Origin of the sequence: Marivirga arenosa, from assembly GCF_030503895.2 — a bacterium.
Lineage (GTDB): Bacteria > Bacteroidota > Bacteroidia > Cytophagales > Cyclobacteriaceae > Marivirga > Marivirga arenosa.
On sequence record NZ_CP129970.2, the window covers coordinates 2,760,092 to 2,776,787 of the forward strand.

Here is a 16,696-nt window from a genome sequence, read left to right on the forward strand (position 1 = left end):
ATGAAGTTTTTAACTATCAGCCTAACCTTACTTCTTATAGTCGTTCAATTACAAGCGCAATCCATTTATTCGCCCGTATCAGCTAAAGTGATTGGTCTTGCCGATGCTACTGTAGCAATGGAAGGATATTGGTCCTCCTACAGGAATATCGCTGGTATAACCTCAACAAGTGGAATTGAAGTTGGAGCTTCTTATGAAAATAAATATTCATTGCCCTCCATGAATATTATGGCTGTAGGAATTACCAGTAAATTACCATTTGGATATACGGCTATTAACGTAATGAGATTTGGTGGAGATATTTACAATGAGCATAAAGCTACATTGGGCTATGCAACCGAAATTGGAATAATTAAAATCGGTCTCAATGTTAATTACCTTCAAGTAAGTGTACTTGATTTTGGAGTTAGAAATGCATTTTCATTTGATTTTGGCGGAATAGCAAGCCTTACACCAAAATTAAAAATAGGAGCGCAAGCTTTGAATATATCTCAATCCAAGTTGGGTTCAGTTTCAGCACAAAGAATTCCAACCCTATTAAAAATGGGAGTTTCTTATACTCCACAGGAATACATTCTTTTCAATGTGGAACTTGAAAAAGATATATTATTTCCTACTCAATTAAAAATAGGAGCGGAATATAATTTTCTTAAAAAGTTTTACTTAAGAGCGGGCATGAGAAGCGCATCATATCAAACCTTTTACGGACTTGGAATTGAATTTATAGATATTAATTGGGATTATGCTTTAAGTAATCATGCCGAGCTAGGCATTTCCCATAGTATTTCAATTCATTACAGTTTAAAAAGAAGATGATACTCAAGAATTACATATTGAGTATTTTAATTCTGATTCAATTATTTTCAATAAACATAATTAATGCGCAACAACAGGACTTTGACTTAGAAGATTTCATTGAAAGAAACTTTCCAATTCAGGATTCTGAGCTTAATTATGAAGATGTATATGAATCTTTATTTCAAATTTATCAATCACCCATAAACTTAAATAAGGCTAATAGACAAGATTTACAATCATTATTGATATTAAGTAATATTCAGATAAATGAATTTTTAGCTTATCGTGCAAAAAATGGAGATTTTCTTTCTATTTATGAACTGCAAGCTGTCCCTGAATTTGATTTGCAAACCATAAAATCAATCTTACCCTTTATAAGTATTATTGATGACGGTTTACAATCAGATAATAGATATTTATTGAGAAGAATATTAGAGGAAGAAAATAATTATTTGATTATTCGGTCAGATAGGGTAATAGAGCCTAAGGCTGGGTATGATATTGAAACAGATAATCCATATTTAGGTAGCCCCAATAGAGTTTATACGCGCTTTAGGATAAGTCATAATGATGATTTTAGCTTTGGGTTTACTGCCGAGAAGGATGCAGGAGAAAAATTGTCATGGAATCCAGGCCAGAGCCAATATGGTATGGATTATTGGTCTTTTCATGCCCAATTAGAAAATATTGGGAAATTGAAAAATATAATTTTAGGTGATTATCAATTGCAATTAGGTCAGTCTTTACTTTTTGGTGCAGGTTTTTCTGTAGGAAAAGGTAGCCAAACAGTAGCTACTGCCAGAAGAAGTAATTTAGGGGCCTTGCCTTACACTTCTGTTTTGGAAACCAATTTTTTTAGAGGAATAGCTGCTACCTACTCAATTCATAGTAATTTAGATTTCACTTCATTTTACAGTTATAATTCAATAGATGCCAGCACCGAAATAGATTCGGCACTAAGCCAAGAAGAATATTTTTCATCCATAAGATTAAATGGGTTTCATAGAACAAATTCAGAATTGGAAGCAAAGAATGCTATCAATGCGCAGAATTTTGGTGGAAATCTACTTTTCACAACTACAGATCAAAAATTAAATGTGGGTTTAAATTTTATTCAAACTATTTATGATAGGCCCTATTTTCGTCAAAACACTAAATACAATCAATTTGAATTTAGTGGAGATCAAAACTCTAATTATGGCTTATTTGTAAATTACTATTGGCGAAATTTTCATTTTTTTGGAGAATCAGCCATGAGTTCATCAAAGGGAATTGGTAGTGTTGGTGGTTTTATAGCTTCTCTTGCATCTAATGTGCAAACTAGTATTGTTCTTAGGCATTATCAAAAAGATTTTCATTCATTTTATGGAAATGCATTTGGTGAGAATACCAGGAATATAAATGAAAAGGGAGTTTATTGGGGGCTTGAATACCAGCCGTTTAGAAAGTTAAGTATATCAGCATACCATGATCAATTTATTTTTCCATGGTTAAAATTTCGTGCAGATGCTCCTTCGAAAGGGAATGAATCATTGATTAGATTTAATTATAAATTCAACAGACAAATTAATTTCTATTCACAATTTCGCATCGAAAATAAAGAGAGAAATGTAGAAACTTTAGATGAGTCAAATCTTTATGGATTGGCAAATGGTCAAAAAAGAAATTATATAGTGAATTTAGATCTCAGGCCTAAAAGTATTATTTCTTTTAAAATGAGAGCTCAGTTTTCAGAGTATTTAATTGAGGAATCTTACACAAATGGAATGGCTATAATTCAAGATATTAATTTTGATTTGGGTAATTTCAGATTGAGTACACGCTATTCTATTTTCGATACGGATGATTATGAAAATAGGCAATATGTTTATGAGAAAGATGTTTTATATGCGTTTTCAATTCCAGCATATCAAAATACTGGTACTAGAAATTACGTATTAGCTCAATATAAATTTTCTAAAAATCTACAGCTGTGGGCTAGATATTCTCAGTTTCGATATTTAGATCTGGATTCTATCGGTTCAGGAAATGAGGAAATAAATGGAAATACAAAGTCTGAAGTTAAATTTCAAATGATGCTCAAAATCTGATTTTTCCTGAAATTATTTTAAGTTGAACGGAAACATTTTAAATTTATAATTTGTAGTGATAAAAAAATATTGAATGCGTTCCTTAAAACTGATTCCTTTATTACTTATAATCTTTTTTATAACATCCTGTAATTATACCACCCCACCAGAAATGTTATTTGGTAATTGGTATATAGCTTCAGTGAAAGCTAATGGGCATAACATGACAAGTGACTATTTAGATGAAAATACAAGGTATCTGGTTTTCGAAGAAGAAGGAACATATCAGATTGGTTTATTAGATACTGCAAGTGAGAAGAGTTGGTTGATTCATCCTGATAAAAATGAATTGGTTATGATGCAAGGGACACCATTTGATGACACTAAGACATGGAAAGTAAAAGCTGCTGATAATTTAGTTTTTTTAAATGATAAGCATAATCATTTCCAAATTGAGTTAAAGCGTAAAAAGGAGTTGCCAAAACTTGAAATTATGCAAGAGGAGGCTCTTGTTGGGAAGTGGATTATTGATAAAGTAACTGTGAACGGTTATAACAATACGGATAAATATGCTTTTCCTAACCGGTGGATTTTGCTCGCAGATGATGGTAGATTTTATAATGGGAATGAAAAAGGGGATCAAAATGTTGGCTTTTGGAAAGCAAATAGTTCTCTAACTAAATTAGATTTCTTCGATCAAAAGACTAAGCAAAACTCTTTTATAAGTTTCAATATTGCAAATAATACTATTTGGTACGAAAAGCAGCGAGAAGATAGGAACCAACCTCAAGTCAGAGTTTATTTCAAAAAGTCCGAATAATTATGTTTATAATTTATATACATAGTATTTGAAAACACATATTATCCAGTTTTTTATCCGATTATATATTTTAATTTAATTTTCTCCTTTTAATATTCGATATTCGGTTCATACTAAAACTAAAACTATGAAACGAATATTCACTTCTATCATCCTATTGATGGTTTCATATCTTTCTTGGGCTCAAGTTCAGCCAACAGAAGCATCTTCTATTTTGAAAGGTATTGAAAACAGAAAACAGTTAGCGAATAACTCACTTTTAAAAAATTATCCAGCTAGAAATGTTGGACCTGTAATTCAAGGAGCAAGAATTGTAGATATTGCGGTTAATCATGAAAATATAAAAGAATTTTATATCGCTTATGCATCAGGAGGTTTGTATCATACTGAAAATAATGGAATAAGTTTTAAGTCGATTTTCGATAATGTAGGGGCCTTAACTATTGGAGATATTGCATTGGCCCCTTCGAATGAGAATATTATATATGTAGGTACAGGTGAGAATAACTCTAGTAGAAGTAGTTATGCAGGTTCTGGAATCTATAAATCAACAAACAAAGGAGAGAGTTGGGAATTTATAGGTTTGCCTGCGAGTCAGCATATCGGAAGAATAATTGTACATCCTAAAGACCCAAATACAGTATGGGTAGCTGCAATGGGAGGTTTGTATTCAGATAATGAGGAGAGAGGAGTTTTTAAAACTACAGATGGTGGTGAAAACTGGAATAAAGTACTTTATGTAGATGAAAAGACGGGAGCTATAGACTTAATTATTCATCCTGAAAATTCTGATATGCTTTGGGCGAGTATGTGGCAAAGAAAAAGATATGCTTGGGATTTTGAAGGCAATGGTGAAGGTTCAGGTGTTTATATGTCTACTGATGGAGGTGATAATTGGACACTTTCAATGAATGGGATTGATGATAATGAGTTTACTGGTAGAATTGGTTTAGATATTTCTCTGTCTAATCCTGATATCATGTATGCCTTAATGGATTATCAAAAAGAAGAAAAAAGGGAAAAAAAATCTGGTGAAGAAGGTTTAACTCAAGCAGACTTTTTGGAAATGTCTGTTAAGGATTTTTTAAAATTAGATAATAAAGCTTTAGATGAGTTCTTAGATAGCAATAATTTCCCTAAAAGATATACTGCTGTTAATGTTAAGAATGATGTTGAAAAAGGTGTTTATCAACCTAAAGCATTAAGTGATTACTTAGGCGATGCAAATGCAGCTTTGTTTGATACTGATGTGAAAGGTGCCGTAGTGTATAAATCGGTAGATCAGGGAAAAACATGGCAGAAGACCCATGATTATGATTTATCAGGTGTTTATTATACCTATGGTTATTATTTCGGTGAAATTCGTGTAGCCACCGAAAATCCAGAAACGATTTATGCATTAGGTGTTCCGTTAGTAGTTTCTAGAGATGGTGGTAAAACATTTAATAGAACCGATACTATAGGAGATGTTCATGCTGATCATCATGCTATGTGGATTAATCCTGTGGATGATGATCACATCATATTAGGAAATGATGGAGGGTTATATATTTCATATGATGGCGGAGCTACCTGGGATCATAAAAATAGTATGTCTGTTGGGCAATTTTATACTGTGAATGTGGATATGGAAAAACCATACAATATTTATGGTGGTCTTCAAGATAATGGAACTATGGTAGGTAGTTCCCGAACTATTCCTAATGAAAGAGGTCAATGGGAGAGACTTTTTGGTGGAGACGGTATGTACGTTTCAGCTGATCCTAGAAATTCAGATCTTGTATATGTCGGATTCCAATTTGGTAATTACTACAGAATTAATAGATCTACTGGTGATAGAAAGTATATAACTCCAAAGCATAATATAGGAGAAGATAGATTGCGATTTAATTGGAGAACGCCAGTTGTAATGAGTCATCATAATCCAGACATTATCTACATAGGAGCTCAGAAAGTGTATAGAAGTTTAAATCAAGGTGATAGCTGGTCAGCCATTACAAACGATTTAACCAATGGTCCGAAAGAAGGAAATGTTCCTTTTGCAACGGTTACTGAAATTGCTGAATCACCATTAGATTTTGGTACATTATATTTTGGTACTGATGATGGTAACGTCTGGTTATTAAAAGAAGGACAAAGTATTAAAAAGCTAAATAATGGAATTCCTGATGATTTATGGGTTTCAAGTATTCATCCATCTCAACATGATTTAGGTACCGTTTACCTGTCTTTAACGGCATATCGTAATGATAATTTCCAGAATTATGTGTATAAAAGCACAGATTTTGGAGAAAACTGGAAGTCAATTAGTGGCGATTTACCCGAAGAATCAGTTAATGTGATATACGAAGATCCGAAAGTTGCAGGTTTGTTATATATAGGAACTGATCATGGTTTATATACCAGTATTAATGATGGAGAAAACTGGATGCATATGGGAGCAATTCCTAACGTTGCTACTTACGATTTAATTGTTCACCCAAGAGATCTTGAATTGGTCGTGGCCACTCATGGAAGAAGTATGTATGTGTTGGATGTAAAGCCGATTCAAAAAATTGCTGAAAAATCTGATTCACAAGAATTAATAACATTTGATTTAGATAATATTCGTTACAGCGAAAGATGGGGTGAGAAAACACATCCTTATTCTAAAGAATATGTTCCAAGTTTAGAATTACCATTATATAATAATTCTTCTAAAGAAGCGGCTGTAAAATTTGAATTAATTAATGAAGAAGGGAATTCTATTCATTCATGGACTGAGACCTCTCAGAAAGGCTTTAATTCATATACATGGGATTGTAAATTGAATAATAGCTTTATTGGAAAAGGAAAATATAAGTTTAAGATATCAATGGCTAAAGAATCCTATGAGCAAGCTTTTGAAGTGAAGTAATTATAAATTCTTAGGATATTGAAAAAATTGGAGTGTGGCATTTTTATTAGATGTGGCACTCCATTTTTTTACTTCAAAGTCAAAATGTAAGATTCCACAAGTTGGCACATTCTCTTGAAATCCCGAATTTAAATAATGCACCAAATCATTTATTCCGGGATTGTGACTCACTATCATTAAAGAATTAATTTCATCATCAACACTTTTAATAATTGAAAGAAGCTGTTTAGAGCTAGCATGATATAATTTATCATCTATTTCTAATGGGCTATGAAGCGTTGCTTGAAATGCCTTTGCTGTATCCAAAGCTCTTCTTGCACCACTCGATAGAATCAAGTCAACATTAGCTTTTTTCGATAACCAAAAACTCATTTTAGGGGCATCTCTTTTTCCTCTATCATTCAAAGGTCTGTCATAATCATTTAAGGAAGGATTATCCCAGCTTGACTTAGCATGTCTAACTATTAACAATTTTTTCATATAAAATAAATATGCTACAATAGTAACGATACAGATCAAAAAATGTATATTGCCTCAAATTTTAATTACTAACAATTTATTTATGAGTACTGGAACAGTAAAGTTCTTCAATGAAGACAAAGGTTTTGGATTTATCATTGAAGACGAAACAGAGAACGAAATCTTCGTTCACGTAAGTGGTTTAGAGGACGATATCGAGAAAAACGATAAAGTTACTTTCGAAACTACTGATGGAAAAAAAGGCTTAAATGCCATTGGTGTCAGAAGAGTATAATTTTAAATAATTTATAAATTCTGAATTTAAAGCTGATTGTTGTTCAATCGGCTTTTTTTGTGCCCATATTTTAATCCTTCAAACAATTCTTTTCATTTTAAATTATTTTATAGCAGTATATTTCAATTAATTTTGAGAAATAAAAATTATAAAAATGCAGAATTTAGATATAGAGTTATTATCCAAAATATGTGAGACTCCTGGAGCCCCGGGTCATGAAAAAAGAATCAGAGAACTTGTAATTGAGCAAGTAAAACCATTGGTTGATGAAGTGGAGGTCGACAATATGGGTAATGTGCATGCAATAAAAAAGGCATCTACCAATCCTGAAGGCAAAAAAGTGATGGTAGCTGCCCATATGGATGAAATTGGCTTTATGGTTACCCATATTGATGATAATGGCTTTTTGAGGTTTACTACTTTAGGAGGCTTCGATCCTAAAACTTTGACTGCACAAAGAGTAATTGTTCATGGTAAGAAGGATGTAATTGGGGTTATGGGATCCAAACCTATTCACGTAATGACTCCAGAAGAACGAAATAAAGTGTCTAAAACTACAGATTACTTTATTGATTTAGGGATGAAGAAAGAGGAGGTTGAGAAAATAGTGTCAGTAGGAGATACTGTAACCAGAGAACGTGAGTTGATTGAAATGGGGGATTGTGTAAACTGTAAATCAATTGATAACCGCGTTTCAGTATTTGTATTAATTGAAGCATTAAAAACCTTGAAAGACCACCCGTATGATGTTTATGCGGTATTTACAGTTCAAGAGGAAGTAGGATTGAGAGGTGCTAATGTAGCTTCGCATAAAATCAATCCTGATTTTGGTATTGCTTTAGATACTACTATTGCTTTTGATTTACCAGGTGCTCAATCACACGAAAAAGTTACCTCTCTAGGAGAGGGTACCGCTATAAAAGTTTTAGATGCCATGACCATTTGTGATTACAGAATGGTAGAATTCATGAAACAAACAGCGGATAGAAATAGCATTAAATGGCAACCTGAAATTTTAACTGCAGGTGGGACAGATACCGCTGGATTGCAAAGAATGGGTAAAAATGGAGCGATTGCAGGAGCGATCTCTATTCCCACTCGTAATTTACATCAAGTAATTGAAATGGCCCATAAACAAGATATTATGGATTCCGTTCAATTACTAAATGCTTGTTTAGAAACCTTAGATAAATATAACTGGGATCATTAATTTTTAATTTTATGAGAAATAGTCTTTTTTTAGCTGTCATTTTTTTTCTGTTTATTTTTGGCGCATCTGCTCAAAAGGATGACCCAATTAATATTACTGGAGTCGTTTTAGATGCTGAAAATATGGAAGCAATACCTTTTACCACAATCCTGATGGGAGATGGTAAATCTGGAACGGTTGCTGATAACTCAGGCTATTTCTCATTTCTAGCGTTTCCTGGAGATACCATAGTTTTTAGAAGTGTTGGATACCAGACGTCTACATTTATCATTCCAGAATTATTGGAGGGTAAAACGTATTCTTTAATAGAATTAATGGTAAGAGAAAATGTATTACTAGATGAGGTAACAGTTTATCCATTACCTGATGCAGATTATTTTACGGATACTATTGTTAAAAAGGAACTAACGGATGTTCAACAATATCAATTAAACAATTTTAAAAGAGAACTCAATCTTTTATTAGAAAAACAATACGATCAGAATAGTCCTTATTATGATCAATGGAGATATGCCCGCCTTTATGAAATGACAGGCATAGTTCCTCCTAATAATTTCTTAAATCCTATGACCTGGACTGATTTTATTCGTGATTGGAAGAAATACAATAAGGATTAATCACTTACTTATAACCCAATCATAACGAATGCACCCCAGTAGATTGGGTCTTTGTATTCATTACGGATTTCCTTTTTAGCATCAATAAAAGCATTTCTTTTATCACCAGTTTCTAGCCATTTTTCATAAAATGAAACCATCAGTTTTTGTGTGGCTTCATCTGAAACTTTGAATAAACTCATGATAAGAGTTTCAGCTCCTGCTACTAAGAAGGATCTTTGTAATCCATATACTCCTTCGCCTCCGTGTACCTCACCAAGCCCTGTTTCACAAGCCGACAAAACGACTAAATCCGTTTTATCAAAATTAAGATTCATGGCTTCATAAGCCGTTAAAATCCCGGGTTCTAAATTATAGTTATATCTTGTTTTAGCTAATAAATCTCCAGAACCTTTAAGCATTAAACCTGTATTAAGTAACGGGTTTTGATTCATTTGATTATTTTCAAAACTATTATCCGGATTTCGATCTTCTTTTTCAGTGAAAAATCCATGGGTTGCAATATGAAATACATTTGGGCTTTTGGTATTTTTTACTGTTTCTTCTGCAGCTTCTGTTTTAGTATATCTTGAGGTTTTCCATCCATTTTTCTGGAATAATTCTGTAAGCGCATTAATTTCTTTTTGGGTTCCCGGTAAATCACTTATTTGAGTAGCTCCAGATCTAAATTCACTTATGTAGTCATTTCTAGAGGCTATATAAAACTTTGGATCACCAAATAAGAGAGCTGATTTTTGTTCTTGATTATTTTCTTTTTCAGACTTTTTTAGGTACAAATCTTTGGTATTGCTAAGTAGTACTATGTTAGCTTTATCAATCAAGTATTGATTATTTTGAAGAGGAATAGCTTCTAGGTTTATTTGATTATAAACACCATCAGCTGAAATATAAATTGTTTTATTTTCCCCTATTTTTTGTTCAATTGGTTCCCAAAAATTACGGTACGAGAAGCTATCCTTTACTCTGTATTTAATAGCATTTCTGTAGTTGTTGAAAAATTTGGACTCCATATCATTTCCATTTTCCATCACTACATATTCAGGCTTACTTTCTGTGTCATTTTTTAGAATTAACATAAGATAAACAACAGAATCGGTAACATAATGGTCGAAATATCTAAATCTTACCATTTCAATTGCTACTTCATTAGGCTGTAAAGTCTGTCTAATCTTTTTCCAATCAAGATCTTCTTGCGTTATACCTTCACTGAATAAATCCGACTGCTGACTTAATGATTTTTCAATTAATTCTACTTCTCTTGATAGCTGTCCTACATTTATACCTTCATTATCCAGTTGTTCCGAACTCATAGAAATGGCATTAGATAGAAGTTCTTTCTTATCTAACCAATTAAAATATTGCTGTTTAAGAGTGGAATCATTACTATTAAGAATTCTTTCTCGCATCTTTATAGAACTGCTCAACAATAATCCTTTTGTTTTAAGTGCATTGTTATACACTGATTCAATCATTTCTGGATAGCGATCATAAAATTTTAAAGCAATGGTATTAAAGTAGTTGTAGTCATTTTTAATAGTATTCCAATATTTTGTCTTCTCTCTTTCACTTAAGGCAGGGAAATATTCTTTAATAAATCGATTGTAATTAAACATTACCTCATCAATGTATTGCTTTGCTTTTCTTTCATCACCGTTCATAAAGTAAACCTTACTCAATCTTGAAGTAGCTTTTACATATTCTGGGTGCTTATCGTTAAAGAATTTTTCATTTACTTTTTGGCTTTCTTCATACTCATTTTCAGCTTCTCTCCATTTTCTTTGTTTATAATATATATCACCTCTTAAAATGTGTATATCTGCTGCTTTAATGTTATTTCTTCTTCCTGCCTTTTCAATCCATATTTCTTCGGATTGAGCTAAATAATCTAGGGCTTCATCTAGCTTATTTTCGGATATGAAGAAACGAGCCATGTCTTTTAATAAATCAGCATAAAGAGGGCTTTTTGTTGAAAATCTTTTTCCAATAATTTCTTTCGCTTCAAATAGTAGCTTTTGGATTTCATCATCATTTTCTTCGCCTCCTTCATAAAACATTACGATTGCCAATTTTGAAATAGTTGTTGCTACATCCACATGATCTCTTCCAAACTGTTTTTCTAAAATAGTAATAGCTCTACTATAGTATTCTTCAGATTTGTCGAAATCACCTAATGTTTCGTATAACTCACCCAACAATAATACAGCAGGTGCATTTTTAGTAGATTCTATTCCGAAAATCTTCTCAGATATTTCTAAGGCTCTTCTCGCTAATTCTTCGGTTTTGGTATAGTTTCCTTTAATGAGCTCCAGTCTACCAAAATCAGTCAAAGGGAGTATTAGTTTTCTGCTGTCTTTTCCATAAAGCGTTACATAATTCTTTAAAGCTGGAGTTAAAATCTCTTCAGTTTCTGAATATTTACCAACTTGCATATAAACAGAAGCTAATTCTAATGAAGAAGTCAAAGGATTATATTCCGGACTAGGGACTGACTTTGAATATAATTTTTGGGAAAGTTCTAAAGCCTCTTCTGATTCATCAAAGAAACCTTTTATAGACATTAATTTCGCATAGGTTTCTAGCGCCATTATATAATGTACTATATTAAAATCACTATTGAAGTTTTCTAAAATTTTTAGTGATTCATTTATATTTTCACCTGCTTTTTCATACTCTCCAATTTTTATTTGAAGGTCTGCAATCAGGTTCAATTCTTTTCCAAAATCTATATCTTGATTATCATATTTTTCTCTTGTCACCAAAAGCGCTTCATCCAACATTTTTGAAGCTTTTTCATAATCATCATCAATTTGATATGCTGAAGCAAGGTGATTCAAGAGTGGAACATATTTATAATGTTTAGATGTGATTTCATTCTCTACTTTTCCGAAAAATTCTTTTTCATAAATCCCAACTGCCTCTTCAAAATTATCACTATAGTCTAATAAATGATGAGCTAAGTCAATTCTACTTAATGCAGTGTTTATACTTGTATCTCCGTATAATTGTGATTTTAATTTTACAATTTCTTTTAGATACTGTTGGGCATTTTGATATTGATTCTTGGCACTTGCCACATCTTTCAAAGTATATAGCAAGTCTATATTAATCGGATGATCAGAGGGAAGTAAATTTTTATCTTCAGTAAGCTTTTGAGCTGCTTTTTCAACTTTTTCTATTTTCCCTTTTTTAAGATCAGATATAAATGAGATGGAAGCAAGCTTTACAAAATGAGAACTGCTTTTTTCAAAATTTAATTTTAATATTTTATCTAAATCTTTATAGTAAGCTAATGCTCTATTGATGTTATCTTCATTAATTGTGTTTATAATTAACTTTTCTAAATATTTTAAGGTTTGAGGATGGTGATCTCCATTTGAGGAGATAGAAAAAACGTAAGCATCACTATAGTAGCTAAATGGTAATTCTCTAGTTCCATTTTCTTCTAAGAATTCTGCAAACAGATAAAGGTGTTCTGCAAAATATTTATTTCTTCTATTGAGCTTATCTTTTATCCAGTTCTCACCAACAGAAAAAGCAGAATCAGCTCGTCTGATTTCTCCCTTATGTCTTAAAACGTTACTTTTTAAAGTGATAAGCCTTGCAGCATCTTGATACCGTCTTTCTAATTCATCCTTATCAACATTACCATCTTTATTTAAGGTTCTTTGTAAATAAAAGGGCTCTTCCTGATTAATTAATTTCAATGCTTGATTGTATTGTCCAATTGCTGTTAATATTTCTGCTTTTCTGAGTTTTAAATCACTCATATAAGCTTCTCCAGCTTCAGGTGATTTTTCAAATATTTCAATTGCTTGAATCAAGTAATCATAGGCTAAAACATAATTACCATAATTCACCATATTTTGTGAAGCATCAATCAAATTGATTCCATGGCTAATAGATTTGTCACCATTTGCTGCTTTGCTGATTTCAATGGCTTCATCATTTAGCTTATAATAGTTAGTAAATTGACCTAAGGCCCAATTGTATTTTGCTTGTTTAAGTTTAGCTACCGCTATAAATTGATTTTGATTGCCGAATTTCTCTGTGCTTTTCTGCTCAAGCTTTTTTGAAAGGCTGAGTGCTTTTTCATACTTACCTTTTTCAAAGCTTTTTGCTGCTTTTTCTATGTATTTATTATACTTTTTTACACTTTGACCTAGGCTACAATTAATCTGAATTGAGGAAACCAGAATAGTAAAAAATATAAAGCTTAGAAATATACTTAATGAGCGCATAGTAATTGAATTATTACAAAAAAATATAAGATAAAGATAATAAAAATATTATGGATTCCTCTTTATTTTCTTCCTTAAATACAGTTTTATATGCTTAGTTTTGCGTTCCAAATTGAATTGAATGAAAGCTCGAGATTTTAAAGAACACTTCAAGCGCAACTATTTATTAGCCTATCCTGTTGTTTTGAGCCAATTGGGCCATGTTTTAGTAGGAGCGGCTGATTCTGTTATGGTTGGGAGAGTAGGTACAAATGAGCTAGCAGCGGTATCAATAGCGAATGCAGTTTTTAGTGTTACGATGATGTTTGGAATTGGCGTTTCTTTTGGATTAACACCTTTGGTAGCTCAAGCAGACGGAGAAGGAAACCATAGGGCTTCAATGCGGTTTTTAAAGCACAGTTTCGTGATCAATTTTATATTTGGATTACTTCTTTTCATTTTATTATTATTTGGAGGCTATATATTAGATATTCTTAATCAGCCTAAAGAGGTTATTATATTGGCTAAGCCCTATCTTGCCATAATAGGATTTTCTTTGCTTCCTTTTATGATTTTTCAAACCTTTAAGCAATTTGCAGAAGGCTTATCTATGACAAAGCAGGCTATGTATATTACTTTGTCCGCAAATGTCATTAATATCATTTTAAATTATATTTTAATATTTGGGAAAATTGGGTTTGAACCATTAGGATTGGTAGGAGCTGGTTGGGCTACCTTAATATCAAGAGTTTTGATGGCAATTGGAATGATTATATTTGTTTTATATTTCCATCAATTTAAAAAGTATTGGACACATTTTAAAGTTACAGTTTGGAATAAAAAATCATTCAAACAATTGTTAAATCTTGGTGTCCCAACTGGTTTTCAGTATATATTTGAAGTAGGTGCATTTGCTTCAGCTGCTGTTATGATTGGCTGGATGGGAGCCACACCATTGGCTGCTCATCAAGTAGCAATGAATTTAGCTTCTATAAGTTATATGATGGCAACGGGAATTTCAGCAGCAGCAACGGTAAGAGTTGGCAATCAATTAGGACAAAGAGATATTCCTACCTTGAGAATTGCTGCTTTCACCTGTTTTTTGATGGCTATAATTTTCATGAGTTTTACTGGAATTCTTTTTATGAGCATGAATGATTTACTGCCTTTTCTATATACTTCAGATCAAAGTGTAATTCAAATCGCCTCATCATTGTTAATCATAGCTGCTTTGTTTCAACTATCTGATGGTATTCAGGTAGTGGGTTTGGGCGCATTAAGAGGTATGGGGGATGTTAAATTACCTACTGCTGTTACCTTTATGGCGTATTGGGTGATTGGACTCCCTTCAGGTTACTTATTAGCTTTTGTTTTTGATTTTCAGGAAAAAGGAATTTGGTATGGTTTATTAATTGGACTTAGTGTAACGGCTATAATTTTATTTGTTAGGTTTAATAATAAAACCCGTTTATTAGCACATAAATTTAATCAAGAAATAACTGGATGATAAATCCAACCTTCATTTTTGCAGATATCAAGGTATTTAGAAGGAATGGTTGTTTCAAGATTAGGAATGGATTTTATATGGCCATTTAAACCCAATCCGTACAAGGCACATATTACCGCGTCTGCAACATCTGTTTTTACTTTAGCCTCACCAAAATAATATTCAAACCCTTCTATATTTTGAAACTGGCTTTCCCTTAAAATCTTCTGATAAACATTAAATGCTAAACTACTTTTGATCTTTTTGCTCTTCAATAGTCCTGGATAAACCTCAATTGCATTTATAGAGCTGATTTTATCAAAGGGCAAAATAGATAAATCTATTCCTTTTGATTTTAATTCACCTAATAGGGTAATGGCAACGGTAGCATTGCTAGTTAAAAAACTAAAGGATGGACTTAATGGAGTTTTCCCAAATTCTTTTTTAATAAATAAGTCAGTTTGCCTCCAAGCAATAGGATTTTCCTTTTGAGTTGGATTAGATTGAAAAATATTAATGGGATTACTTTTTATAATCTCTTGAAATAATTTTGGAAACTGTAGGGGAGCATCAATTCCTAGTGTAATTTTATGTGTATCCGATTTTTCTGCTATAATTTTTTCAATTTCTTCTTTTATTGCATAAATAGTGAGTTTTTCAGCCATAGTAAGCCTTAATTCACCATTAAATGTTTCTAAAATACAAAGTCCATGATTTTTTCCACTCCAACCACCAACATCCCAGCCAATGGATATTTCCTGATTTTTTAGTTCTTTTGTCATTTGCTAATTTTAGCCTTTACGCATGCGAAACTTTTTCAAGAAAATATACACTTTTTGGTGTGCAATTGTTTTTGTAGGATTATTCATAATCTTATTTCCTTTTTATTTGATTATAATTTTCAATAAAAATTGGCATCGTCATTGTATCGTTGTCAATAGAATTTGGGCGAATATCGCATTGTTTTTAGTAGGGATTAAAAAAGAATTTAAGGGAAAAGAATATATTGATGTAAAGCAGCAATATGTATATTGTGCAAATCATTTTTCATTATTGGATATTGTAAGCTTTGGTTTTGCCCCTCAATCAGTAGTGTATGTAGGCAAAAGTTCTTTAGCTAAAATACCTTTATTCGGTTATATGTTTAAGAAGCTGCATGTTACGGTAAATAGGGCAAGTAAAACGCATTCCTACAAAGCATTTCAATTAGCATTAAAAAAAATGGGAGAGGATCGATCCTTAGTGATGTTTCCTGAAGGTGGGATTTTGTCAAGGAAAATTCCTGAAATGGCTCGATTTAAAGATGGCGCGTTTAGAGCAGCAATTATAAAACAAATTCCAATTGTACCTGTGACGCTTCCAGATAATTGGATAATTTTACCAGACGAAAAAATTCCATTGATTTCAAGAAGAAAAATGAGGATGGTTTATCATGAACCAATTTCTACCGAGGGGCTCAATATGGAGGATGTACCAGCGTTAAAAGAAAAGGTTTTTGATATTATTTCTGAGGAATTAAAAACTCAAATTGAGTATGAGTATCAATAAAGAAACATTAGAGAAAATAGCACATTTAGCGAGATTAGAATTTGAGGAAGATTCAAAGGATAAAATGCTTGCTGACATGAATAATATGCTTTCTTTTGTAGAGAAACTTCAAGAGTTAGATACGGATAATGTGGAACCATTAGATTCTATGTCATTTGAAGTTAATCAAATGAGAGATGATGAAGTAAAAAATCAACTTTCTCATGAACAGGGATTAAAAAATGCTCCTAAAAAGGATGCTAACTATATTAGAGTACCAAAAGTAATTGAATAATTACCTT

The 16,696-nt window shown here is 32.2% G+C and carries 13 protein-coding genes; 10 read left to right on the forward strand and 3 right to left on the reverse strand.

Going from position 1 to position 16,696, the window contains the following annotated elements; all coding sequences use genetic code 11:
- The 4 genes from QYS48_RS12080 to QYS48_RS12095 all read left to right on the forward strand — a co-directional run bounded on the left by QYS48_RS12080 (position 1) and on the right by QYS48_RS12095 (position 6,583).
- Positions 1-816, forward strand: a complete 816-nt coding sequence (locus tag QYS48_RS12080) for a hypothetical protein (protein ID WP_308356122.1) — start codon at positions 1-3, stop codon at positions 814-816.
- Complete coding sequence (locus QYS48_RS12085) at positions 813-2,888, forward strand: helix-hairpin-helix domain-containing protein (protein WP_308356123.1); 2,076 nt, start codon at positions 813-815, stop codon at positions 2,886-2,888. The genes QYS48_RS12080 and QYS48_RS12085 overlap by 4 nt, the downstream gene beginning before the upstream one ends.
- A gap of 73 nt (positions 2,889-2,961) precedes the next feature.
- A complete protein-coding gene (locus QYS48_RS12090; protein WP_308356124.1) occupies positions 2,962-3,687 on the forward strand; it encodes a hypothetical protein in 726 nt (241 codons plus the stop codon).
- 127 nt (positions 3,688-3,814) lie between these two features.
- On the forward strand, positions 3,815-6,583 hold the full coding sequence (locus QYS48_RS12095; protein WP_308356125.1) for a glycosyl hydrolase: 2,769 nt from the start codon (positions 3,815-3,817) through the stop codon (positions 6,581-6,583).
- Here QYS48_RS12095 and QYS48_RS12100 read toward each other — a convergent pair whose 3' ends face one another.
- A complete protein-coding gene (locus tag QYS48_RS12100; RefSeq protein WP_308356126.1) occupies positions 6,584-7,063 on the reverse strand; it encodes a histidine phosphatase family protein in 480 nt (159 codons plus the stop codon).
- Positions 7,064-7,145: 82 nt separating this feature from the next.
- On the opposite strand from QYS48_RS12100, the gene QYS48_RS12105 reads away from it, so the two are divergent.
- The 3 genes from QYS48_RS12105 (at position 7,146) to QYS48_RS12115 (ending at position 9,164) form a co-directional block, all read left to right on the forward strand.
- Positions 7,146-7,337 carry a cold-shock protein gene (locus tag QYS48_RS12105; RefSeq protein ID WP_013453300.1) on the forward strand — a complete coding sequence of 64 codons (192 nt, stop codon included), beginning with the start codon at positions 7,146-7,148 and terminating at the stop codon, positions 7,335-7,337.
- A 154-nt stretch (positions 7,338-7,491) separates the two neighbouring features.
- Positions 7,492-8,547: a M42 family metallopeptidase gene (locus tag QYS48_RS12110; RefSeq protein ID WP_308356127.1), complete on the forward strand. Its 1,056-nt coding sequence runs from the start codon at positions 7,492-7,494 to the stop codon at positions 8,545-8,547.
- A gap of 11 nt (positions 8,548-8,558) precedes the next feature.
- On the forward strand, positions 8,559-9,164 hold the full coding sequence (locus QYS48_RS12115; RefSeq protein WP_308356128.1) for a carboxypeptidase-like regulatory domain-containing protein: 606 nt from the start codon (positions 8,559-8,561) through the stop codon (positions 9,162-9,164).
- Between the two features lie 8 nt (positions 9,165-9,172).
- On the opposite strand, the gene QYS48_RS12120 is transcribed toward QYS48_RS12115, so the two are convergent.
- Positions 9,173-13,402, reverse strand: coding sequence for a CHAT domain-containing protein (locus QYS48_RS12120; RefSeq protein WP_308356129.1), 4,230 nt, complete (start codon positions 13,400-13,402; stop codon positions 9,173-9,175).
- Positions 13,403-13,523: 121 nt separating this feature from the next.
- On the opposite strand from QYS48_RS12120, the gene QYS48_RS12125 reads away from it, so the two are divergent.
- Entirely contained in the window at positions 13,524-14,888 is a 1,365-nt protein-coding gene (locus tag QYS48_RS12125; RefSeq protein ID WP_308356130.1) for an MATE family efflux transporter, read from the forward strand.
- Here QYS48_RS12125 and QYS48_RS12130 read toward each other — a convergent pair.
- Positions 14,870-15,649 (reverse strand): DUF429 domain-containing protein, encoded by a 780-nt coding sequence (locus tag QYS48_RS12130; protein WP_308356131.1) that lies wholly within the window; start codon positions 15,647-15,649, stop codon positions 14,870-14,872. The two genes, QYS48_RS12125 and QYS48_RS12130, sit on opposite strands and share 19 nt — an antisense overlap.
- A 22-nt stretch (positions 15,650-15,671) precedes the next feature.
- Here QYS48_RS12130 and QYS48_RS12135 point away from each other — a divergent pair, with 22 nt between their 5' ends.
- Together QYS48_RS12135 and gatC are read left to right on the forward strand one after the other, a co-directional pair.
- Positions 15,672-16,415, forward strand: a complete 744-nt coding sequence (locus QYS48_RS12135) for a lysophospholipid acyltransferase family protein (protein WP_308356132.1) — start codon at positions 15,672-15,674, stop codon at positions 16,413-16,415.
- A complete protein-coding gene (gatC, locus tag QYS48_RS12140) occupies positions 16,402-16,689 on the forward strand; it encodes an Asp-tRNA(Asn)/Glu-tRNA(Gln) amidotransferase subunit GatC (RefSeq protein WP_302101539.1) in 288 nt (95 codons plus the stop codon). Before QYS48_RS12135 ends, gatC begins: the two co-directional genes overlap by 14 nt.
- Positions 16,690-16,696: the final 7 nt, after the last annotated feature.

Bases quoted from the DNA above. Each gene is read 5' to 3' on its own strand.
- QYS48_RS12135 (WP_308356132.1), top strand. From the start codon at position 15,672: ATGCGAAACTTTTTCAAGAAAATATACACTTTTTGGTGTGCAATTGTT.
- QYS48_RS12110 (WP_308356127.1), top strand. From the start codon at position 7,492: ATGCAGAATTTAGATATAGAGTTATTATCCAAAATATGTGAGACTCCT.
- QYS48_RS12115 (WP_308356128.1), top strand. From the start codon at position 8,559: ATGAGAAATAGTCTTTTTTTAGCTGTCATTTTTTTTCTGTTTATTTTT.
- QYS48_RS12095 (WP_308356125.1), top strand. From the start codon at position 3,815: ATGAAACGAATATTCACTTCTATCATCCTATTGATGGTTTCATATCTT.
- QYS48_RS12105 (WP_013453300.1), top strand. From the start codon at position 7,146: ATGAGTACTGGAACAGTAAAGTTCTTCAATGAAGACAAAGGTTTTGGA.
- QYS48_RS12120 (WP_308356129.1), bottom strand. From the start codon at position 13,402: ATGCGCTCATTAAGTATATTTCTAAGCTTTATATTTTTTACTATTCTG.
- QYS48_RS12130 (WP_308356131.1), bottom strand. From the start codon at position 15,649: ATGACAAAAGAACTAAAAAATCAGGAAATATCCATTGGCTGGGATGTT.
- QYS48_RS12080 (WP_308356122.1), top strand. From the start codon at position 1: ATGAAGTTTTTAACTATCAGCCTAACCTTACTTCTTATAGTCGTTCAA.
- QYS48_RS12125 (WP_308356130.1), top strand. From the start codon at position 13,524: ATGAAAGCTCGAGATTTTAAAGAACACTTCAAGCGCAACTATTTATTA.
- gatC (WP_302101539.1), top strand. From the start codon at position 16,402: ATGAGTATCAATAAAGAAACATTAGAGAAAATAGCACATTTAGCGAGA.
- QYS48_RS12100 (WP_308356126.1), bottom strand. From the start codon at position 7,063: ATGAAAAAATTGTTAATAGTTAGACATGCTAAGTCAAGCTGGGATAAT.
- QYS48_RS12085 (WP_308356123.1), top strand. From the start codon at position 813: ATGATACTCAAGAATTACATATTGAGTATTTTAATTCTGATTCAATTA.
- QYS48_RS12090 (WP_308356124.1), top strand. From the start codon at position 2,962: ATGCGTTCCTTAAAACTGATTCCTTTATTACTTATAATCTTTTTTATA.